The sequence below is a fragment of the Streptomyces sp. NPDC033966 genome (assembly GCF_055575955.1).
The window spans coordinates 128,967-150,060 of record NZ_JBVIRQ010000014.1 but is presented as its reverse complement, the minus strand read 5'-3'; the positions used below and the strand labels follow the sequence as shown (position 1 = coordinate 150,060).

The 21,094-nt window shown below is 74.7% G+C and carries 20 protein-coding genes; 8 read left to right on the top strand and 12 right to left on the bottom strand.

What is annotated here, in order from left to right; all coding sequences use genetic code 11:
* Positions 1–43 precede the first annotated feature (43 nt).
* The 4 genes from ACZ518_RS32175 to ACZ518_RS32160 form a co-directional block, all read right to left on the bottom strand.
* Positions 44–436, bottom strand: a complete 393-nt coding sequence (locus ACZ518_RS32175; RefSeq protein ID WP_469116551.1) for a thioredoxin family protein — start codon at positions 434–436, stop codon at positions 44–46.
* A gap of 81 nt (positions 437–517) precedes the next feature.
* Complete coding sequence (locus tag ACZ518_RS32170; RefSeq protein WP_469116550.1) at positions 518–1,957, bottom strand: aldehyde dehydrogenase family protein; 1,440 nt, start codon at positions 1,955–1,957, stop codon at positions 518–520.
* A 202-nt stretch (positions 1,958–2,159) separates the two neighbouring features.
* On the bottom strand, positions 2,160–3,359 hold the full coding sequence (locus ACZ518_RS32165; protein WP_469116549.1) for a thiolase family protein: 1,200 nt from the start codon (positions 3,357–3,359) through the stop codon (positions 2,160–2,162).
* Between the two features lie 761 nt (positions 3,360–4,120).
* Entirely contained in the window at positions 4,121–5,176 is a 1,056-nt protein-coding gene (locus tag ACZ518_RS32160; protein WP_469116548.1) for a LacI family DNA-binding transcriptional regulator, read from the bottom strand.
* Between the two features lie 210 nt (positions 5,177–5,386).
* Between ACZ518_RS32160 and ACZ518_RS32155 the strand changes: the two genes are divergently transcribed.
* On the top strand, positions 5,387–6,631 hold the full coding sequence (locus tag ACZ518_RS32155) for an MFS transporter (protein WP_469116547.1): 1,245 nt from the start codon (positions 5,387–5,389) through the stop codon (positions 6,629–6,631).
* A 200-nt stretch (positions 6,632–6,831) separates the two neighbouring features.
* Here the strand turns inward: ACZ518_RS32155 and ACZ518_RS32150 are convergent, their stop codons facing one another.
* Entirely contained in the window at positions 6,832–8,193 is a 1,362-nt protein-coding gene (locus ACZ518_RS32150; RefSeq protein WP_469116546.1) for a tetratricopeptide repeat protein, read from the bottom strand.
* A gap of 15 nt (positions 8,194–8,208) precedes the next feature.
* Entirely contained in the window at positions 8,209–8,871 is a 663-nt protein-coding gene (locus tag ACZ518_RS32145) for a GOLPH3/VPS74 family protein (protein WP_469116545.1), read from the bottom strand.
* A gap of 396 nt (positions 8,872–9,267) precedes the next feature.
* On the opposite strand from ACZ518_RS32145, the gene ACZ518_RS32140 reads away from it, so the two are divergent.
* Positions 9,268–9,738 carry a type II toxin-antitoxin system PemK/MazF family toxin gene (locus ACZ518_RS32140; RefSeq protein ID WP_469116544.1) on the top strand — a complete coding sequence of 157 codons (471 nt, stop codon included), beginning with the start codon at positions 9,268–9,270 and terminating at the stop codon, positions 9,736–9,738.
* A gap of 4 nt (positions 9,739–9,742) precedes the next feature.
* Here the strand turns inward: ACZ518_RS32140 and ACZ518_RS32135 are convergent, their stop codons facing one another.
* A complete protein-coding gene (locus tag ACZ518_RS32135) occupies positions 9,743–10,693 on the bottom strand; it encodes a helix-turn-helix transcriptional regulator (RefSeq protein ID WP_469116543.1) in 951 nt (316 codons plus the stop codon).
* 92 nt (positions 10,694–10,785) lie between these two features.
* Between ACZ518_RS32135 and ACZ518_RS32130 the strand changes: the two genes are divergently transcribed.
* A complete protein-coding gene (locus tag ACZ518_RS32130) occupies positions 10,786–11,499 on the top strand; it encodes an NADPH-dependent F420 reductase (RefSeq protein ID WP_469116542.1) in 714 nt (237 codons plus the stop codon).
* Between the two features lie 24 nt (positions 11,500–11,523).
* On the opposite strand, the gene ACZ518_RS32125 is transcribed toward ACZ518_RS32130, so the two are convergent.
* Positions 11,524–12,348: a TIGR02452 family protein gene (locus ACZ518_RS32125; RefSeq protein WP_469116541.1), complete on the bottom strand. Its 825-nt coding sequence runs from the start codon at positions 12,346–12,348 to the stop codon at positions 11,524–11,526.
* A 108-nt stretch (positions 12,349–12,456) separates the two neighbouring features.
* Between ACZ518_RS32125 and egtA the strand changes: the two genes are divergently transcribed.
* From egtA to egtD, 4 genes are read left to right on the top strand one after another with little or no spacing between them, the layout of a single operon-like run.
* Positions 12,457–13,857 (top strand): ergothioneine biosynthesis glutamate--cysteine ligase EgtA, encoded by a 1,401-nt coding sequence (gene egtA / locus ACZ518_RS32120; RefSeq protein WP_469116540.1) that lies wholly within the window; start codon positions 12,457–12,459, stop codon positions 13,855–13,857.
* Entirely contained in the window at positions 13,854–15,176 is a 1,323-nt protein-coding gene (gene egtB / locus ACZ518_RS32115; protein WP_469116539.1) for an ergothioneine biosynthesis protein EgtB, read from the top strand. Before egtA ends, egtB begins: the two co-directional genes overlap by 4 nt.
* The gene (gene egtC / locus ACZ518_RS32110; RefSeq protein WP_469116538.1) at positions 15,176–15,934 is read left to right on the top strand and encodes an ergothioneine biosynthesis protein EgtC; all 759 of its coding nucleotides are present in this window, start codon (positions 15,176–15,178) and stop codon (positions 15,932–15,934) included. Before egtB ends, egtC begins: the two co-directional genes overlap by 1 nt.
* The gene (gene egtD / locus ACZ518_RS32105; protein ID WP_469116537.1) at positions 15,931–16,896 is read left to right on the top strand and encodes an L-histidine N(alpha)-methyltransferase; all 966 of its coding nucleotides are present in this window, start codon (positions 15,931–15,933) and stop codon (positions 16,894–16,896) included. The genes egtC and egtD overlap by 4 nt, the downstream gene beginning before the upstream one ends.
* Here egtD and ACZ518_RS32100 read toward each other — a convergent pair.
* The 3 genes from ACZ518_RS32100 to ACZ518_RS32090 all read right to left on the bottom strand — a co-directional run bounded on the left by ACZ518_RS32100 (position 16,788) and on the right by ACZ518_RS32090 (position 20,012).
* Positions 16,788–17,750, bottom strand: a complete 963-nt coding sequence (locus tag ACZ518_RS32100; RefSeq protein ID WP_469116536.1) for a lysophospholipid acyltransferase family protein — start codon at positions 17,748–17,750, stop codon at positions 16,788–16,790. The genes egtD and ACZ518_RS32100 overlap by 109 nt on opposite strands.
* A complete protein-coding gene (locus tag ACZ518_RS32095; RefSeq protein ID WP_469116535.1) occupies positions 17,747–18,556 on the bottom strand; it encodes a GNAT family N-acetyltransferase in 810 nt (269 codons plus the stop codon). Before ACZ518_RS32095 ends, ACZ518_RS32100 begins: the two co-directional genes overlap by 4 nt.
* Positions 18,557–18,749: 193 nt before the next feature.
* Entirely contained in the window at positions 18,750–20,012 is a 1,263-nt protein-coding gene (locus ACZ518_RS32090; RefSeq protein WP_469116534.1) for an extracellular solute-binding protein, read from the bottom strand.
* Between the two features lie 165 nt (positions 20,013–20,177).
* Here ACZ518_RS32090 and ACZ518_RS32085 point away from each other — a divergent pair, with 165 nt between their 5' ends.
* Positions 20,178–20,393 carry a dodecin gene (locus ACZ518_RS32085; RefSeq protein ID WP_469116578.1) on the top strand — a complete coding sequence of 72 codons (216 nt, stop codon included), beginning with the start codon at positions 20,178–20,180 and terminating at the stop codon, positions 20,391–20,393.
* 147 nt (positions 20,394–20,540) lie between these two features.
* Here ACZ518_RS32085 and ACZ518_RS32080 read toward each other — a convergent pair whose 3' ends face one another.
* Positions 20,541–21,035 (bottom strand): phosphatase domain-containing protein, encoded by a 495-nt coding sequence (locus tag ACZ518_RS32080; protein WP_469116533.1) that lies wholly within the window; start codon positions 21,033–21,035, stop codon positions 20,541–20,543.
* Positions 21,036–21,094: the final 59 nt, after the last annotated feature.

The window sequence follows — 21,094 nt, the reverse complement described above, 5'->3', positions numbered from 1 at the left end:
GCGGTCCAGTGTCACCGCACCGCCCGGGCCGCGTCCGGCAATCTCAGGCCTCCGGCGTGCCGGGGGCGCCCTCCCCGGACTGGGAGGCGGCGATCTTCGCCCGGACCTCGTCCATGTCGAGGGCGCGGGCCTGCCCGATGAGGTCGGTGAGGGCGGCCTCCGGCAGCGCTCCGGGCTGCGCGAAGACGGCGACCTGGTCACGGACGATCATCAGCGTGGGGATCGAGGTGATCTGGAAGGCCGCGGCCAGCTCCTGCTGGGCCTCGGTGTCCACCTTGGCGAAGACCAGGTCGGGGTTGGCCTCGGCCGCCTTCTCGTAGACCGGCGCGAACTGGAGGCACGGGCGGCACCAGCCGGCCCAGAAGTCGATCAGCACGAACGGGTTCTCGCTGACCGTCTCGTCGAAGTTCTCCTTGGTGAGCTCGACAGTAGCCACGGTTTCCAGACCTCCTGTATTGCGGGTGTCCTGAGGGAACGAACGGCCGCCCCGCCGCATTCCGCGTCCGCTCGGGAACCCCTAGAAGGGGTGGCCGGGCGGGGTGGTGCGGGCGGTGGTCCAGCGCAGTTCGGTGAAGGCGTCGAGGTTGGCCTCCCCGCCGAACCGGGCGCCCGTGCCGGAGGCGCCGACCCCGCCGAAGGGGGCCACCGCCTCGTCGTTCACCGTCTGGTCGTTGACGTGCGCGATCCCGGTCGGGATGCGCCGCGCCAGCTCCAGGCCGTGCCCCGCGTCGGCGGTGACGATGCCCAGGGAGAGTCCGTACGGGCCCGCCGAGGCCAGCTCCACCGCCTCGTCCTCGGTCGCGAAGGAGCGTACGGGCGCCACCGGGCCGAAGACCTCCTCGGCGTAGGCGGGGGTGTCGTCGGTCACGCCCGCCAGCACCGTCGGCCGGTAGAAGAGGTCCCGGTGGGTGCCGCCCGCGACGAGCTTGGCGCCCTGCTCGACGCTGGCCTCGACCAGCCCGTGGACCCGCTCCAGCTGGGTCCGGTCGAGCAGCGGGCCCAGGTGGACGCGCTCGCGGAAGGGGTCGCCGACGGCCAGTGCCTCGGCGCGGGCGGCGAGCCGCTCCACGTACTCGTCGTAGAGCGAGGTGTGCACGAGGTGGCGCCCGGCGGTCATGCAGATCTGGCCCTGGTGGAAGAAAGAGCCCCAGGAGGCCTGCGCGACGGCCGCCTCGACGTCGGCGTCGGCGAGGACGACGAGCGCCGAGTTGCCGCCCAACTCCAGGTGCGCGCGCTTGAGGTGACGGCCCGCCAGCTCACCGACGGTCCGGCCGGCGGCGGTGGAGCCGGTGAAGGAGACCACGCGTACGAGCGGGTCCTTGACCACCGCGGCGCCCGTCCCGGCCCCGCCGGGCAGTACGTGCAGCAGCCCGGCCGGCAGTCCGGCCGCGGCGAACACGGCGGCCAGGGAGAGGCCGCCGCTGACGGCGGTCCGGCGGTCCGGCTTGAGCAGGACGGCGTTGCCGAGTGCGAGCGCGGGGGCGACGGAGCGGATGGAGAGGATCAGCGGGGCGTTGAACGGTGCGACCACCCCGACCACCCCGACCGGGACGCGGCGGGTGAAGGAGAGCCGGGGCGCCTCGCTCTGCAGCACCTGCCCGGCCGGACGGGAGGCGAGCGCGGCGGCCTCGTAGCACTCCTGGGCGGCGACGTGGAGTTCGAAGTCGGCCTTGCCGGGTATGGAGCCCGACTCCCGGACCAGCCACTCGCGCAGCTCTTCCGCGTGGGCCGCGAACAGGTCCCCGGCGCGGCGCAGTACGGCCGCCCGCTCCAGGTGGGTGGCGCGCGCCCAGTCGTGCTGCGCGGCCCGGGCCCGTACGGCCGCCTCCGCGACGTCGGCGGGGGCGGCGAGGTCTACGGTGGCGAGGGTACGGCCGGTCGCGGGTTCGACGACCGGGGCGGTACCGCCGGTGAGGGTGGGTCCGTCCTGCCAGAGTGTCGGATCGAGCAGCGGCATGGCGCGGGGCCTCCGGGTGGGGGTGGGCGGGCGGGGCGGGGGGCGGCAGCAGGCGCCATCGTGCCAGACCGGGGGCGTCATCTCTGTTCGGTTATTGGGCAGTTGGCGGGACCCCGTGACCGGAAACGATCGACGGGGTCCTGTGGGGTGGCGGGTGCCGGGTGGCGGGTGCCGGGTGGCGGGTGGCGGGTGGCGGTGGTGTCTACCGTTCGAGGACCAGGGCGATGCCCTGGCCCACGCCGATGCACAGCGCCGCCATGCCGGTGCCGGAGCCGGCCGCCGCCAGCTGGTGCGCCACCGAGCCCGCCAGCCGGGCACCGGAGGCGCCGAGCGGGTGGCCAATGGCGATGGCGCCGCCGCGCGGGTTGACCACGGACGGGTCCAGCTGCGGCCAGGCCGCGAGACAGCCCAGCGCCTGCGCGGCGAAGGCCTCGTTGAGCTCGAAGGCGGTCAGGTCGGAGAGGTCGCGGCCCGCCTTGGCGAGCGCCCGCTGGACGGCATCGACCGGGCCGAGGCCGAACAGCTGCGGCTCGATGCCGGTGGCGGCGGAGGCACTGATCCGGGCGAGCGGCTCGCGGCCCGTCGCGGCCAGGCCCTCCTCGTCGGTGAGCAGCAGGGCGGCGGCGCCGTCGTTGAGCGGGGAGGCGTTGGCGGCCGTGACCGTACCCGAACCGTCCGTCCGGAAGGCCGGCTTGAGGCGGGCCAGTGCCTCGGCGGTGGAGCCCTCGCGGATGCACTCGTCGCGGGCCAGATCCGCTCCGGGGTAGGGGACGACCTCGCCGTCGTACAGGCCCTCCGCCCAGGCGGCCGCGGCCTTGCGGTGGCTCTCCAGGGCGAACGCGTCCTGCGCCTCACGGGTGATGCCGTGCTTCTCGGCGACGAGCTCGGCGCCCTCGCCGAGGGAGGCCGTCCACTCGGCGGGCATCCGGGGGTTGGTCATCCGCCAGCCGAGCGTGGTGGACCACATCTGCTGGTGCCCGGCGGGGAAGGCGCGCTCGGGCTTCTGCACCACCCAGGGGGCGCGGGACATCGACTCGACGCCGCCGGCGATGGCGACGGAGGCGTCGCCGAGCGCGATCGCGCGGGCCGCCTGGATCACGGCCTCCAGGCCCGAACCGCAGAGGCGGTTGACGGTCACGCCGGGGACGGTGACGGGCAGGCCGGCGAGCAGCACCGCCATGCGGGCGACGTCGCGGTTGTCCTCGCCGGCGCCGTTGGCGTCACCGAAGACGACGTCGTCGATGCGGGCGGGGTCGAGGTCGGGCGTACGGTCCACGAGAGCACGCACGACGTGGGCGGCGAGGTCGTCGGGGCGGACCCCGGCGAGGGCTCCGCCGAACTTGCCGATCGGGGTGCGGACGGCGTCGACGACGTAGACGTCGCGGACGGTGCGGATGCTCATGGGGGCTCTCCTGGGCGGCTCCGTACGGTCGGCGGCGGACCGGGTGCCGGCGTCGGCACCGGGACCCACCCCCGGGCACGCCCGGTGGGGCGCGCCCGCAGTCTCCGCCGAGGTGTCGGGGTGTGTCAACGGTGGCCCTTGCCCTTGCCCTGGCCGGGCGGGGTGCGGGTGGGATGGCTGCCCTTGCCCTGGCCGGGCCGGGTGCGGGTGGGATGGCTGCCCTTGCCCTGGCCGGGCCGGGTGCGGGTGGGATGGCTGCCCTTGCGCTGGCCGGGCGGGGTGTGTGGGGGGGGGATGGCTGCCCTTGCCCTGGCTGGGCCGGGTGCAGGTGGGATGGCCGCGCGGGCCCTGCCGGGCGGGGGTGTGGGGTGCGTGCTGCGGGGTCGGCGGCGGTGCCGTTGCCCTGGCGGGCGGGTGGCTGCGGGGGCCGGGGGCGGTGCCGGGGTGGGGTGTCGTCCGGGACGGGCTTCGATGTTCGGCGCCTGTGCCGGATCCGGTTGGTGAGCGGTACCGCGCGCCGAATTCATCTCGTCTTAGTCCCGGACGACACCCCACCCCGTCCCCGCCCCCGGCCGGCACATGGCCCGCGAAAACCCAGCCCCGGCCGGCGAGAATCCAGCCTCGCCGGCGTTTGAGGCGCGGGGTCCGGGGCGGAGCCCCAGGGGGTCCGGGGCGGAGCCCCGGGGAACGGGCGAAGGGCGGGTAGGGGACTCGGCCCCGCGCAGCGGCCCACCGGCCCCGCACCCGCCGGACGGAGCGCGTCAAGAAGGCGGCGGCGTGGAATCGCGGGGCACCGCGACGGCCGCCATCAGGTCATGCCGCTCCGTGATCTCCGAAGGATCCCGCACCGCCGCGTCCACCAGCCCCGCCAACCGCTCCCCCGTCGGCATCTCGATCCGCACTGTGCTCAGCCTGGGCCGCAGCAGCCGCCCGATGAGCAGGTCGTCCGCGCCGATCACGGCCGCGTCCCGGGGGATCCGCAGGCCCGCGTCCTGCAGGGCCCGCATCAGCAGCATCGCGTACTCGTCGTTGTACGCGAACACCCCGTCCAGCCCCAGCTCCCCCCACCGCGCGGCCAGCGCCGCCGCCGACTCCTCCGTGTAGGCCATCGGCAGTGCCCGTACCAGTTCCGCGCCCGCCACCGACTCGGCGCCCGCCAGTCTGGGTGCGGAGAACAGTTCCAGGCCGTCCTCCTGCGGCACGACCACGCCGATCCGGCGGCGGCCGCGTTCCACGAGGTGCGTCGCGGCCCGGGCGCCCACCTCCGCCTGGTCCATCACGAGCGCGTGCGCGCCCGGGACCGTGTCCGGGCCCATCGTGATCACCGCGCGCGCTCCGGCCCGTTTGAGGGTGACGACGTTCTGCGGGGACAGGGCGGGCTCCCCGAGGGAGATCACCGCCACGGGCCGCAGTTCGGCCCAGGCGCGGGCGGCCTCGTCGCCGCTGAGGCCGAGGCTGCCGTACTGGACCACGGTGTAGTCCAGGCGGCGCAGGGCCCATTGGAGTTCGTTGAGGAAGTTGCTGTAGAGCGGCCCGGCCGGCACGTGCGAGGTGGGCAGCAGCACGATGCGGGTGTGCCCGGCGCGCAGGCTGCGGGCGGCGGCGTGCGGTACGTAGCCCAGTTCCTCGGCGGCCTCGCGGACCCTTCGCCGCGTCGGCTCGCTGATGCGTACGGCTTCCGCGTTGTTCAGGACGTACGAGACGGTCGCGCGGGAGACGCCCGCCAGGCGGGCGACGTCGGCGCTGGTCGGCACGGGTGCCGCGGCGGGCGGGGCGGGCGGTGTGCGGCGGCCCGGCGGGTTCGGTGAGTCAGACATGGCCCGGGCATCTTTCCAGACCGATTGCGCACGGGGGCTAGCGGTTGGCCGGAAACGGATGCTACATAGTGCTTACACGTTTCAGTGACACGTGTAACTCCCTCTCCGCCGGCCCCTCCCAGACGTGCCGCCGCCCCCTCGCACCCCGTCGCACCCCGCCACCCGCGACGGGGCGGCGCGCACCCCTCCACCCCTGCCCAGGAGGGCACCATGGCTCTTTCCTCCCACGCCACCGGCACCGCCGCCGCCACTTCCGACGGACCTTCCCCCGGCCGCGGGCTGCTGCCGCTGCTGCTCCTCGGCAACACCGCGATGTACGCCCTCTACGTCGGCGTCGCCGGCATCCTGCTCGCGCTCCAGGTGGAGCGCGTCGACCCGGCCGACAAGGTCGCCAACTTCGGCCTGATCGCGGGGGTTTCCGCGGTCTTCGCGACGGTGTTCAACCCCGTCGCGGGCGCCCTGTCCGACCGCACCGGACGGCGCAACCCGTGGATCCTCGGCGGCGGGCTCGCCGCGGTGCCGGCGATGCTGCTGCTGGGCCTGGCCGACACGATCCTGCTGATCACCATCGCCTGGTGCCTCGGTCAGGCCGTGATGAACGTCTACCAGGCCGCCATCACCTCCGTCGTCCCCGACCGGGTACCGGTGAGTGCCCGCGGCAAGGCGTCCGCTGCGGTCGGGCTCGGCCTGCCCTTCGGCTCGGTGCTGGGTGCGCTGGCCGGGGCGGCGTTCTCCGACGACTTCCGCACCGGATACCTCGTTTTCGGCGCGATCGTGGCGGGCGCGGCGGTGCTGTTCACCGCCTGCACCCGTGAGCAGCGGCTGCCGGCGCGTGCTCCGCTGCCCGTCCGGGCCCAGCTCGCGGCTTTCGCGGGCGCCCTGCGCGACCACGACTTCCGCTGGGCGTTCATCGGGCGGGCGCTGCTCGTGCTCGGCTACTTCGCGGTGAGCGGGTACCAGCTGTACATCCTCCAGGACCACACCGTGCTGCCGGAGGGGATGGAGCCGGAGGCGGCGGTGGCCGTGCTGATGCCGCTGACGAGCGTCGCGATGGTCGTCTCCACGGTGGCGGGCGGCTGGCTGTCGGACCGGCTCGACCGGCGCAAGCTGTTCGTGGGGGCCTCGGCCCTGCTGTCGGCGCTCGCGCTGGTCATCCCGGCCGTGTCGGCGAGCTGGACCGCGATGCTGGCGTTCTCCGTGGTCAACGGGCTGGCGTTCGGCTGCTACATGGCCGTGGACACGGCGCTGGTGACGATGGTCCTGCCGGCGGCGCAGGACGCGGCGCGGGACATGGGCGTGCTCAACATCGCGAACGCCGGTCCGCAGATCGTCGCCCCCTTCGTCGCCTCCGTGGTCGTCTCGGTGAGCGGCGGCTACACCGCGCTGTTCGTCGTCGCCGCCGTACTGGCGGTGGCGGGCGCACTGGCGGTACGCCCGATCCGCGGCGTCCGCTGACCTGTTGGACGGCTCCGGCCCTGATCCGCCGGACAGGCCCTAGTGCTGTGGCCGGGAAGGTTTGCCGGGTCGCGGTGTCCGGTGCGGTGCATCGCAAGGCGGAGGGCCGCGGCTCGTACTGGACGTACGTGCGCGGTCCGACAACGCGGCGAGGTGCCGTGCCGGGCGCCGCGACCCGGTGGACCTTTCCGTGCACGGCACTAGAAGGGCGGGCAGTCGCTGTAGCCCCAGGGGGCGGGCGGGGGGACTTCGGGGAGCGGGGTGCGCAGGAGGCTTACGGCCTCCTCGACGCGGCCCAGTTCCACCAGGAAGGGGCCCAGGGTCCCGCGGTGTTGTGCGCGGTCCGTCTCCAGGAGGGCGACGGCTTCCTCCGGGCGGCCGGAGTCGGCCAGGAGGCGGGCCAGTTCCTCCACCGCGTACCAGCTCGCGCCCTCGGGGTGTGCGCGGGCCTGCTCGGCCGCCTCGTCCAGCCGTCCGCAGGCCGCCAGCAGCGGGCCCCGCAGCCGGAACAGCTCCCATTCCTCCTCGCCCCGCCGGGACTTGAGGGCGTCCAGGTGGGCGAGGCCCTCCTCGGCCCGGCCCTCGGCGGCGAACAGCCCGCACAGCAGGTCGAGGGCGTAGTCGTCGTGGGTTTCGCGCGCCCGCATCACCTCGATGGCCTCGCCGCCCCGGCCGTGGCGGGCGAGGAGGCGTGCCAGGAGGATCCGGGCGTGCCCGAGGTCCTGCCCGGCGTGCGGCCGGTAGGCCTCGACCGCGCCCGCCACGTCCCCCTGCTCCTCCAGGTGCTCCGCCAGCCGGCGGACCGCCGGCGGGTGGCCGCCGTCGGCCGCGTAGGCGCGGAGTTCGTCGATCCGGCCGTGCTTCACGAGGAGTTCGGCGAGCGGGTCCCGGTTGTTGACCGGGGTCGCGCCGTACGCGTACAGCACCGAGAGCGCTTCCTGCGTACGGCCCTGCCGTTCGCGGACGGACGCGATGAGGTTCACCGCGTTGAACGGCTCGGGGCCGCGCCCGGCGCACTCGGCGCTGCCGCACCGCCCGCACGGGCGGTCGGGCGCGATCCGGGCGGCCAGCAGCTCCGCGACCTGGTCGCCCCGGCCCAGGGCGAGGGCCACGTCGGCGAGCGCTTCGGCCAGGTACCACTGCGCGATGTGCGGCACGAGCAGTGCGTACGCCTCCTCGGCCCGGCCGTGACGGGCCAGCAGCGGCGCCAGCTCCTGCAGCGCGGACCCTTCCCCGTCCCGGGCGAAGGGGCGCAGCAGGCCGATGGCCTCCTCGCCCCGGCCCGCCGCGTCGAGCAGCCGGGCGGTCTCCGCCGCCGCGGTGAACCAGCCCGTCGCGGTGTAGGGGGCCAGTACGGCGAGGGCGTCGTCCGTGCGGCCCTGCCCGGCCAGCCGGCGCGCCCAGGCCCGGGCGCAGAACCAGTCGCCGTCCTCCGCGAGGGCCTGCGCGCGCACGACGTCGGCGTGGCCGAGGTCGAGGAGCCGCTCGACGAGGTCGGGCGGTATGCAGTCCCGGTGCGTGCGGGTCCGGTGGTCGAGTACGGCGGCGTCCATGGCGTGCATGCGGGGAGACGGACCTCAGATGAGGATCGTGGTCGTCGTCACCACGGTGACCGCGGTCATCGCCGCCTGCGTGTCGCGGATCGCGGTGCGGACGCTCTCGGCCGCCCACTGGCCGTCGGCTATCTCCGCCATCCGCGCGGCCACCTCCTTGCGCGGGCCGTCGGGGAAGGCCAGGCCGTGCAGTTTGGCGGAGTGAATCAGGGCGATGAGGCCGGCCGTCCGGGTGTCCGGTTCCGCGCCGTCCAGCACGACGGCGGCCAGGCGGGCGCGCAGCTCGCGCTCGACCGTGCCGTCCGCTTCCGGGTAGCGGCGCGCCGGGAACATCCCGAGCACCTTGCGCTTCTCCTCCACGATCACCCCGCGCTCGCAGAGGCGTTCCACGGCCGCGGTGACGGCCTTGGGCTGGTCCCTCGTCAGCCAGTCCGTCGCACGGTGCCGCCCCCGCCCCCGCAGCCAGGTGCCTATCAGCTCCGCGCGGCCGTCGAGCAGCGGTTCCCCGGTCGGGGCCGGGTCCGTCACGACGATCGCCTCGCCGTCGACGGAGACCCGTTCGGCCAGGACCAGTTCGAGCAGGAACCCGCCGGCGACGGCCCAGCCGGCCGCCTGCCGCTGCTGCGCCGAGCCGGACTCGTCGTCCAGCGAGAGCAGCACGATCTCCTCCGCCAGTGTGATCGCCATACCGCTACCCCCGCACGCTCCGTGATCGTTCTCTCGACAGGTGAGACGCCCGAGGGGCGGGAGGAGTTCCCGGCTCCTCCGTTGGGGGGGGCGGCGGCGCTCGACCGCCCGCGCGGCCGGTCCGCCTCTGCTCACGGCGGGCCGGCGGCGCCGGTCGGATCGGCCGGGTCGCAGAGGGCGGACTCGTGGGCGTGAACGGTCCGGAGCAGGTCGACATGGCGCGCGCCCGGGGGTACGGGTCCGCGTGGGCGGGTTCGAGGAGTGGCGGCCGGGCGGGCGGCGGTTCGGGCTGACCCCTTCCTCGCCCGGGTCCGCCGGGCCCCGCGTCAACCCGTACGCAACGGCGCGCGCCGCTCGTGGCCGGCGGCCGTCGCGGCACCCACTAACCTCGCCCGCATGACGGCACTTTCGCACCACGGCAACGGCAGCAGCCACGTCGAGCAGCCCGGCCGGGACGGCCTCACCGCCACCACCGAGGCCGATCCCCGCGCCATCGGCCCGGTCCGCACCGAGTACGCCCCCGACCCGGACGGGGATCCGGACCCCGGCGAGATCGTGTGGACCTGGGTCCCCTTCGAGGAGAACGACGGGCGGGGCAAGGACCGTCCGGTGCTGGTGGTCGCGCGCGAGGCGGGCGGGGCGACGCTGCTCGCCGTCCAGCTGTCCAGCAAGCGGCACGACGACGACCGGGAGTGGGTGCCGATCGGCTCGGGCCCCTGGGACGGCGCGGGCCGTGAGTCCTGGGTGGACGTGGACCGGGTGCTGCGGGTCCACGAGTCGGGCATGCGCCGGGAGGCCTGCGCGCTGGACCTGCCCCGCTTCCGCCTGGTGGTGGACCGCCTGCGCGACCTCTACGGCTGGCAGTGAGCGCTCAGCCCGCCGCTGCCAGCATGCGGTGCGCCGCCGCCCGGAGGTGGGCGAGGACCGCCGGGTCGGCGTCCAGGACGTAGTCCGCGTCCAGGCCCGCCAGGGTGCCGGCGATGCGGGGCAGGAAGTCGTCGGAGGCGTCGACGCGGCAGGTGGTGGCGGTGACCGGCCGGACGCGCGTGCCCAGGTGGCGCAGGCGTGCTGCCGGGGCGTCGACGGTCGCGACGGCCCGGTGGCGGGTCGGGGCCGCCGTCAGGCGCTGCGCGACGAATGCGGCCGGGTCGCCGCCCGGCACCTCGCGCGGCGGGACGCGACGGCCCGTGGCGGTGGGACCGGTGATGCGGTCGAGGCGGAAGAGGCGCCAGTCGTCCTTGCCCGTGTCGTGGGCCAGGAGGTACCAGAGGCCGCCGGAGGCCACCAGGTGGCAGGGCTCGACCCTGCGGTGCGCGGCGGCGGGCCCCTGGCGGGCGGTGTAGCCGAAGGTGAGGACCTCGTGGTCGCGGCAGGCGACGGCGAGGGTGGTCAGCAGGGCGGGATCGACGCGGGGTCCGCGGTCCTGCCAGGTGATGCCGGCCAGTGAGGACTGGAGGGCGCCCACCCGGCCGCGCAGCCGGCGCGGGAGGACCTGTTCCAGTTTGGCCAGTGCACGCAGGGCGGTCTCCTCCATGCCGGTGAGGCTGCCCGCGGCGGTGCGCAGGGCGACCGTGACGGCGACGGCCTCCTCGTCGTCCAGGAGCAGCGGCGGCAGGTCGGCGCCGGCGGCCAGGCGGTAGCCGCCGGCGTGGCCGCGGGTGCTGTCGACGGGGTAGCCCAGCTGCCGCAGGCGGTCGATGTCGCGGCGGACGGTGCGGACGGTGACCTCCAGCCGGTCCGCCAGGTCGGTGCCGGGCCATTCCCGCCGGGTCTGCAGCAGGGAGAGCAGCCGGAGCATCCGTACGGTCATGTCACTTGTCATGGGGTCCACTGTGCCGCGGTCAAAGGACACCTCCTGTCCTGAAATGCCCCTACCTTGGAGTTCCCCGAACGGAACGAAACGGTAGGAACCCCATGAAGATCGCTGTTCTCGGAACCGGCGGCGGCGCCCGCGCCCACACCGCCAGGCTGCTGGAGCTCGGGCACGAGGTGTACGTCGGGACCCGTGACGTCGGGGCCACCATGGCCCGCACCGAACCCGACATGATGGGCAACGCGCCCTACCCGAAGTTCCTCGCCGAGCACCCCGGCGTCACCCTGCTGTCCTTCGGCGAGGCCGCGGCCGCCGCCGACGAGCTGGTCGTCAACGGGATCGACGGGCACAACGCCGTCGCCGCGCTGTCCGCGATCGCGGACCAGCTGGCGGGCAAGACCCTGGTCGACTACGCCGTGCCGTTCGTGTACCAGCACGAGAGCGAGCACCCCTGGCCCACCCCGTGGGGTGTGATGCCGAAGTTCGACCCGTGCGACACCGACAGCCTCGGCGAACAGATCCAGCGCGCCCTTCCCCGCACGAAGGTCGTCAAGTCCTTCGTCACCCAGGAGCAGGAGACCGTGGTGGGCCCGGGCCGCGTCAACGGCGGGGACCACACGATGTTCGTCGCCGGCGCGGACGCCGACGCGAAGCGGCGGGTCACCGAGCTGCTGGAGGCCTACGGGTGGAGCGATGTCCTCGACCTCGGCCCGCTCGTGTCCGCCCGCGGCATGGAGATGTACGCCCACCTGCACAGCGCGATCGGCTTCGCCCTGGGCTTCGGGACCCCCTTCGGGATCAAGGTCGTACGCTGACCCGCGCGCCCGGGGCCGCGCCGGTCAGCAGCCGTCGAAGGCCGCGGCGAAGGCCTCGCGGGTACGGGGGTCGCGGTCCAGGACGCCGAACACGACCCGCTCGAAGGTCCCCGCGAAGCGGCCGGTCAGGGCCGCCCGGAAGGCCTCCGCCACCTGTGCCGGGTCGTTGCGGAACACCCCGCACCCCCATGCGCCCAGCACCAGCCGCCGGTACCCGTGCAGGGCGGCCACCTCCAGGACCAGCCCGGCCCGGCGGGCCAGCGCGGCCGGGATCTCGTGCGCGCGCTCCGGCTCCTGACGGCGGATGGTGCCCGCGTTCGGGGCCGGGGAGGTGAGGAACGCGGCCCGGAACGGGGTGTCCAGCAGTTCGCCCCGGTCGTCGCGGAAAACCGGCACGCCCGGGGAGTGAATCACCCGGTCGGTGTAGAAGGTGCTCTTTCCCGCGCGGTGGACCTCGTAGTACTCCGGGGCCTCCAACAGGGTCTCGTACAGGGCCGAGGCGCGGCACAGGGCCTCCTCCTGGGCCTTGGCCCCGCGGACGTACCCGCCCCCGGGATTGCGGGCCGAGGCGAAGTTCAGGACCGCCACGCCCCCCTCCCCGCCCTCCCCCGCGAGGCGGCGCGCCGCGACCGTGCTGCTCTCGCCGGTGACCTCGAAGACCGTTGGACGGCCTCCCCCGACGGACTCTCCGTCCGGTATGACTCGTTTTGGTCCATATATTCTGGTTCCGGCCTTGGCTCCCGCCAGGTCGGCGGCGAGGGACACCCGCCGCCCGGACCGCGTCCGGTACTCCCCGGATGCCGCGATCAGTGCGTTCTCCCGCGCGATCTCGCGCAATCTGCTGCTCACGCCGGAATCCTCGGCCCCGGGAGCCGGGACGGCAAAGGAATTAGCGCTCCGATGAGGGGTAGGGCACGGGTGACATCACGGCCGACGACAGGAGACGAGGTTCCGGTCATGCCCGAGGACTCGCCCGTTCCATTCGCCCAGAACACCGAGCACACCCCTCTGACCGAGGCGGCCGCCGAGGACCTCGTCCACGGCATCTGCTTCAAGACCGGACCGCCCCGCCTCCTCGGCGCCGAGCTCGAATGGCTCGTCCTGGACGCCGAGCGGCCCTGGCTGCGGCTGCCCCCCGAGAGGCTGACCGCCGCTCACGCGGCCGCCCGCGAACTGCCCCTGAACTCCCGGCTCACCGTCGAGCCCGGCGGCCAGCTGGAGCTCAGCTCGGCCCCCGCCGACTCCCTCACCGCCTGCCTGGACGGCCTGCGGGCCGACCTCACCGCCGTCCGCGGCGCCCTGCACGGACAGGGCCTCGTCCTGCGCGGCCTCGGCCAGGACCCCCGGGCACCGCTCGACCGCCTGCTGGCCAGCCCGCGCTACGACGCGATGGAGGCCTACTTCGACCGCACCGGCCCCGCAGGGCGCGCCATGATGCGCTCCTCCGCCTCCGTACAGGTCTGCGTGGACGCCGGCCACGAGGAGCCCGGCCCGCTCGGCCACGGCCGCCGCTGGCACCTCGCCCACCTGCTGGGCGCCGTACTGGTGGCGGCCTTCGCCAACTCCCCCGGCCGCGAAGGCCCCTACCGGGGCTGGCGGTGCGCCCGGCAGGGGATCTGGAGCGACATCGACCCGCGGCGCGCGCTCGCCCCGCCGCTGGCGGCCGAGCCCCGGGCCGGCTGGGTCCGGCACGCCCTGGACGCCGAGGTGATGTGCGTACGCGCGCCCGGCGACGGCCCCTGGACGGTGCCGACCGGGCTGAGCTTCCGCGACTGGCTGCGCACGGGGCCGCGTACGGGCGCCGGACGGCGGCCCACCGCCGAGGACCTGGAGTACCACCTCACCACCCTCTTCCCGCCCGTCCGGCCGCGCGGCCACCTGGAGCTGCGGATGATCGACGCGCAGCCGGGCGAGGACGGCTGGCTGGTCCCGGTCGCGCTCGTGCACGCGCTCTTCGACGACCCCGAGGCCTCCGAGACCGCGTACCGGGCGGTGAAGGCGCTGGCCGACGCGTACGGATCCCAGTGCGCGCCGCGCAACCCCCTGTGGCGGACCGCCGCCCGGTCGGGGCTCGCCCATCCGGAGCTGCGCACGGCCGCCACCGCGTGCTTCCGGGCGGCGGGCGAGGCGCTGCCCCGGCTCGGGGCGGGCAGGGAGGTCCAGGACGCGGTGGGCGCCTTCGCGGAGCGCTACGTACGGCGCGGGCGCTGCCCGGCCGACGACGCCGAAGCCGAAGCCGAAGCCGAAGCCGCCACGAACGGAGCCGGAGCCGTCAAGGCCCATGCCACAGCCGGTGCCGGACCCGGCTCGGGAGCACACCGGCGCCGGCCGACCGCCGCGAAGGGACCGCGCCCGTGACCGCCGAGACCCGCCCCGAGATCCACCCCGAGCTGCTGCGCGAGCGCGCCGCGGCGGCCCTGACCGCCGCCAGGGCCCGTACCGCCGCCCTGACCGACGCGGTGAGCGACCAGGAGCTGACCGCGCAGCACTCCCCCCTGATGTCACCGCTGGTCTGGGACCTCGCGCACATCGGGAACCAGGAGGAGCTGTGGCTGCTGGGCCGGGTGGCCGGCCGGGAGTCCATGCGCCCGGAGATCAACTCCCTGTACGACGCCTTCGAGCATCCCCGCTCCGAACGGCCCAAGCTGCCCCTGCTGGGCCCGGAGGAAGCCCGCCGGTACGCGGCCGAGGTGCGCGGCCGCGTCTTCACCCTGCTGGAGCGCACTCCGCTGGAGGGTACGGCGCTGCTCGACGGGGGCTTCGTGTTCGGGATGATCGCCCAGCACGAACAGCAGCACGACGAAACGATGCTGATCACCCATCAGCTACGGGCCGGCGCCGCGGTGCTGGCCGCCCCCGACCCGGATCCGCCGCAGGGCCCGCAGCCTCCGGCGGCCGAAGTCCTCGTCCCGGGCGGCCCGTTCACCATGGGCACCTCCACCGAGCCGTGGGCGCTGGACAACGAACGGCCCGCGCACGTCAGGGAGGTGGCGTCCTTCTGGATCGACACGGTCCCGGTGACCAACGCCGCCTATCAGGCCTTCATCGCGGACGGCGGCTACCGGGAGCCCCGCTGGTGGGACCCCGGGGGCTGGGAGCAGGTCCGGGCCCACGACATCGGGGCCCCGCTGTTCTGGCACCGCGAGGGCGGCCAGTGGCTCCGCCGCCGCTTCGGGGTGACCGAGCCCGTACCCGATGCAGAACCGGTTCTGCATGTCAGCTGGTACGAGGCCGACGCGTACGCCCGCTGGGCGGGCCGCCGGCTGCCCACCGAGGCGGAGTGGGAGAAGGCCGCCCGCCACGACCCGGCCTCCGGCCGCTCCCGCCGCTACCCCTGGGGCGACACCGACCCGACCCCCTCGCACGCCAATCTGGGCCAGCGCCACCTGCGCCCGTCCCCGGCGGGCGGCTACCCGGCCGGGGCCTCCCCGCTCGGGGTGCGCCAGCTGATCGGCGACGTGTGGGAGTGGACGGCCTCGGACTTCCTGCCCTACCCGGGCTTCCGCGCCTTCCCCTACCGGGAGTACTCGGAGGTGTTCTTCGGACCGGCGCACAAGGTGCTGCGCGGCGGTTCCTTCGCCGTGGACCCGGTCGCCTGCCGGGGCACCTTCCGCAACTGGGACCTGCCGGTGCGGCGGCAGATCTTCTCCGGCTTCCGCACCGCGAGGGACGTCTGATGTGCCGCCACCTCGCCTACCTGGGGCCGGCCGTGGCGCTGGAACGGCTGCTGAGCGAGCCCGAGCACTCCCTGGTCCGCCAGTCCTGGCAGCCGCGCCGCCAGCGGTTCGGCACCGTCAACGCGGACGGCTTCGGCGTCGGCTGGTACGCCGAGGGCGATCCGGTCCCGGCCCGCTACCGGCGCGCCGGGCCGGTCTGGGGCGACCTGACCTTCGCCGACCTCACCCGCGTGGTGCGCAGCGGCGCGTTCCTGGCCGCCGTACGCGACGCCACCCGGCCGGGGGCCGACGGGGAGGCCGCGGCGGCGCCCTTCGCCTCGGGGCCCTGGCTGTTCAGCCACAACGGGGCCGTACGGGACTGGCCCGACGCGGCGGGCCCGCTCGCCGCCGCCCTGCCTCCGAGCGAGCTGCTCCAGCTGGCGGCGCGCACGGATTCGGCGCTGGTCTGGGCGCTGGTGCTGCGCCGGCTGCGGGAGGGCGACGACATGGGCACCGCCCTGGCGGAGCCGGTCCGCGAGCTGTCCGGGGCGGCCCCGGGCTCCCGGCTGAACCTGCTGCTGACCGACGGCGCCACGATCGCGGCGACCGCCTGGGGCGACTCCCTCTGGTACCTGGCCGACCCGGCGGCGGGGCGCGTGGTGGTGGCGTCCGAGCCCCATGACGACGACGCCCGCTGGTGCGAGGTGCCCGACCGGACCCTGCTGACCGCCACCCGCACGCGGGTCGCCCTGACCCCCCTCAAGGAGACCTCCCCGTGAGCGATTTCCAGTTGACCCGGACCCTGGACGAGAACGCCGCCGACAAGGCGCTGCGCGTCGACGTCCTGAACGGACTGACCCGCTTCCCGAAGGAGCTGCCGCCGAAGTGGTTCTACGACGCCCGGGGCAGTGAACTCTTCGAGGAGATCACCCGGTTGCCGGAGTACTACCCGACCCGCGCCGAGCGGGAGATCCTGCTGGAGCGGGCCGGGGAGATCGCTGCGGTGAGCGGGGCGCGCACCCTCGTGGAGCTGGGCTCCGGATCCTCGGAGAAGACCCGGCACCTGATCGAGGCGATGCCCGCGCTGCGGACGTACGTACCGGTGGACGTGAGCGAGAGCGCCCTGACCGGCGCGGGCGAGCTGCTCCCGGCGCAGCATCCGGGCCTGCGGGTGCACGCGCTGCTGGCCGACTTCACGAAGCCGCTGCACCTGCCGGACTCCGAGGGGCCCCGGCTGGTGGTGTTCCTGGGCGGCACGATCGGCAATCTGCTGCCGGCGGAGCGGGCGGTGTTCCTGGCGTCCGTACGGGCGATGCTGTCGCCCGGGGACGCGCTGCTGCTCGGCACCGACCTGGTGAAGGACGAGGCCGTGCTGGTGGCGGCGTACGACGACGCGCGGGGGATCACGGCGGAGTTCAACAAGAACGTGCTGGCGGTGATCGACCGGGAGCTCGGCGCGGACTTCCACACCGCCGGCTTCGACCACGTGGCGGTGTGGAACCGGGAGCACGAGTGGATCGAGATGCGCCTGCGGGCCAGGGAGGCGGTGACGGTCAAGGTCCGGGCGCTGGACCTGCTGGTGCCGTTCGAGGCGGGCGAGGACATCCTGACGGAGATCTCCGCGAAGTTCCGTCAGGACGGGGTGCGCAAGGAGCTGGCCGGAGCCGGGCTGGAGCTGACGCACTGGTGGACGGACGCGGCGGGCCGCTTCGCGCTGTCCCTGTCGGTGGCCGAGGGCTGATCGGGCTCCCCGCCGGGCCGCTGCCGCGCGGGTACGCCCGCCGGCAGCGGCAGCTCCCGCCCGGGGGCGCCGAGTACGGCCCGCCGCGCCGCCCCCGCCAGCGCGCGGCGGTCGGTGTGGCGGCCCGGCGGGATGCGCGGCAGCAGCCGTACCTCGGCCCGCACTCCCCGCGCCCGGGCGATCCGCCACAGGGAGGCGGTCAGCGGGTCCTCCCCGACGAAGGCGGGCGCCCCTGCGAGCTCCCCGCCCGCCAGCCGGTACGCGATCCGCAGGGGCTGTACGGGTACCCGCGCGTCCAGCGCCGACTGGAACGCGGCCCGCCGGAAGGGCCCCTGGGCGCGGCCGCACCAGGTGGAGCCCTCGGGGAAGACGGTGACCCGGTCCCCGGCCCGCATCGCCCCGGCGAGGGTCTCGACCGTGCCGGGCAGGGCCCGGATCCGGTCGCGCTCGATGAAGAGGGTGCCCGCCCGGGCGGCGAGCGGGCCGAGCACCGGCCAGGCGCCGATCTCGCTCTTGGCCAGCATCCGGCTGGGCAGGACGGCGGCGACGAGCGGGACGTCCAGCCAGGAGATGTGGTTGGCGACGATCAGGCGGCCCCCGTCCGGGCCCGGGGTGCCGTGCACGGTGATCCGTATCCCCATCGACCGCACGAGCGCGGCGGACCAGGCCCGGACCAGGGCGCGCCGGGGCCGGGCGGGGAGCAGCCGTACCGGCGGGGCGGCCGGGACGGCGAGCAGGACCAGGGCGAGGGCGGTGGCGAGCCGGAGTACCGCGCGGGCCGCGCTCGCGGTCGCCCCCGGGTGGCCGGCGCAGGCCTCGGGGGTGCAGGGGGAGACGGGGAGCCAGCCGCTCATGCGCCCGGGGCGAGCGAGAGGAAGTGGTTCAGGTAGCGCGGGTTGGTCCGGCGCAGGGAGAGCAGCACGTACAGGTCGGCGCAGCCGAACTCGGCGTCGAAGGCGGGCTCCCCGCACACCCAGGCGCCGAGGCGGATGTAGCCGCGCAGCAGCGGCGGCAGTTCCATGCGGCCGGGGACGGTGGTCCCCCCGGGGGTCCACGGCAGGTGCGGGGTGACGCGGTACTCCTGCGGGGCGAGGTTGCGGGCGAGGACGGTCTCGCGGGTGGCGGCGGCCAGCACCCCGCCGTCGGACAGCGGTATCGAGCAGCACCCGGCGAGCCAGTTGTGGCCGGTGCGCTCCATGTAGCGGGCCAGGCCGGCCCAGATCAGGGCGATGACGGCGCCGTTGCGGTGGTCGGGGTGGACGCAGGAGCGGCCGACCTCGACCAGGTCGGGGCGGATCGGGGCGAGGGCGGAGAGGTCGAACTCGCCCTCGGAGTAGAGACGTCCGGCGACGGCGGCGCGCTCCGGGGGCAGCAGCCGGTAGGTGCCGACGACCTGCCCGGTCTCCTCGTCGAGGACGAGGAGGTGGTCGCAGTACGCGTCGAAGGCGTCGGCGTCCAGGCCGGGCTCGGGGCCGTCGAGGCGGGCGCCGAGCTCGCCGGCGAAGACCTGGTGGCGCAGCCGCTGGGCGGCGCGGACCTCGTCCTCGTCGCGGGCGAGGCGGACGGTGTACCGGGGGGCGGCGGGCGCCCCGGGGGCCGTGGGGGCGGCGGCCGGGGCTGGGTGTGCGAGGGGGGACGGGGACAGGGGGGCGATGGTCATGGCTGCTCCTGATCCGGGCACGGGGAGCCGGGTCCGCGGGCGGCGGGCCCGGCTCCTCTACTTCTTCCGTGACCGGCTGGATTCGACATGACCGATCGGCGGCCCCCGGATGTGCGGAGGCTGAACTCGGCGGTCGGTGCGCCGGCGGGTTCCCCGGCCGCGGTTCCCCTTCCGTCGTTCCCCGGCCGCGGGGTCAGCGGTCGGAGTTGAGGACCCGGCTCATGCTGTCGGAGGCGGTCTTCGCCGCCTGGCGCGGGTCCTGGCCGCCGAGCACGGCCGTCATGTACGGCTTGATCGGGTTGGTGGCCTCGACCTCGGCCCAGCGCGCGGACTTCGGGGTGGCCCGTCCCTGCGCGGCGCCGGGGGCCATGGCGGCGGCGCCGTCGTTGCCCTCGACCACGCGGGCGAGGGTGGTCTTGTTGGGGACGTAGCTCATGGTGCGGGCGAGTTCGGTCTGCCACTTCTCGCTGACCAGGGCGGTGATCACGTCCACGGCGCGATCCCGGTGGGCGGTCTTCTCGGGGATGATCAGGTCGGATCCGCCGGTGAAGACGGAACCCGCCTTGTCGGAGGTCTTGCCGGGGATGGGGAAGAAGCCGAGCTTGCCCTTGAGCGCAGGATTGGCGGCTTCGATCTGGGCGACCTGGCCGGGCGTGGCGATGATCTGGGCGACCTGCCCGCGGGCGAAGACCTCGGACTGCGGGGGCGTCTCCTCGTCGCCGCCCTTGGGGCCGTCACCGAGGGCCTGGAGCTGCTTGTAGAACTCCATTCCGGCGAGGGCCTTCTCGTCGTCGAGGGCGCCGACCCACTGGCCGCCGGTCTCGACGGCGAGGTCACCGCCCTCGTCCCAGACGAACCCGGCGAGGACGTACCAGTTCTGGCCGGGCAGGTAGATGCCCTGCTGGTCGCCCTTGTCGAGCTTCTGGGTGGCGGCGATCCAGTCCTGGCGGTTCCTGGGCGGGGTCTTGATCCCGGCGGCGGCGAACAGGTCCTTGTTGTAGATCACCACCCGGTTGGCGGCGTACCACGGGACGCCGTACTGGGCCCCGTTGACGCTTCCGGGGTCGGAGAGGCCCTTGAGCCAGTCCTTGCTTCCCCATTCGCGCAGGCCTTCGAGGGTGACCTCGGATACGCCGCCGGTCTCGACGTACTGGGCGACCTGGGTGTTGCCGACCTCGATGACGTCGGCACCGCCCTTGGCCTTGCCGTTGAGGACGGCGTTGACCTTGTCGCCGATCCCCTTCCACTCCTGGATCTTCACGTCCAGGTCGGTGCCGGGGTGCTGCTCCTCGAAGTCGGCGGTGAACTTCGCGATGAAGTCCTCGGAGGCGCTGCCCTTCATCAGCCACAGGGTCACCTTGCCGGAGCCTCCGTCGGATCCCGCCGACTGGCCGCAGCCGGTCAGGGCGGTCGCGGCCGCGAGGGCCGTGCACACGGCGAGGAAGCGCATCTTCACGGGGGGTCACCTTCTGGGGATGGATCTCAGATGGCTTGAAATTGGCATAGACCAATGGGCGGGTCAACCCCCTTTCACCCGGGATTGTTCACGCATAGCTCGCGGACCGGGGCTTACTGGGGCACCGTGGAACAAGGCAACAGCGACGACTGGCGGGAGACCCCCATGTCCAACCACACCTACCGGGTGACCGAGATCGTCGGCACCTCCCACGAGGGCATCGATCAGGCCATCCGGAACGGGCTCGCACGTGCGGGGCAGACCCTGCGCAACCTGGACTGGTTCGAGGTCACGCAGATGCGCGGACACATCGAGAACGGGCAGGTCGCGCACTACCAGGTCGGGCTGAAGGTGGGCTTCCGCCTCGACGGCGAGGACTGAGGGCCGATCGGGCCGTACGGGCGGGGCGGGAGCGCAGGCGGGGCGGGCGTCACGGGCGGAACGGGGCGTCACGGGCGGGGCGGGCAGCCCGGACGCCGGTGCCAGCCCGTACGGCCCGGGCAGTGCGGGCGGGCACCGGCGGGACCGTCAGGTGCGGCCCTCGCCCTCCTGCGCCTGCTGGAGTTCCGGCGCGTCCGCGGCCCAGTCCGCCAGCAGTACCCGGAAGCCGGCCGCGCGGGCGGCCTCGCAGACGAGTTCGTCGTCGTCGACCAGCACCCGCACCTCGCGCCCCCGGGCGATGCGCCGGAGCACCTCCAGCTTCGTCACCCGGGCCGGGCGCCGGTCCTGGTTGCCGCGCATCCACACCCGGCCCTCCGGCAGCCCGTGCCGGGCCAGCCAGTCGGCGGTGTCGGCCCGGCAGCGCTCGGGCCGGCCGGTCAGGTACACCACCTCGCAGTCGGCCGCGCTCTCCACCGCCAGCGCCACACCCCGGGCGAGCGGCGGATCGGCCGGCGCCGCGCCGAAGAAGCCGGCCCAGTCGCGGGGCCGGCCCTCCAGGAAGTGCTGGCGGTGACCGGTGTCCGCGAGGGTGTTGTCGATGTCGAAGACGGCCAGCGGAGGGCGGGACGGGGTCTGTGTCATGCCCGCAGCCTAGGCGGCCGGTACGACAACCCGACGACAACCTGACGGCAACGCAACCG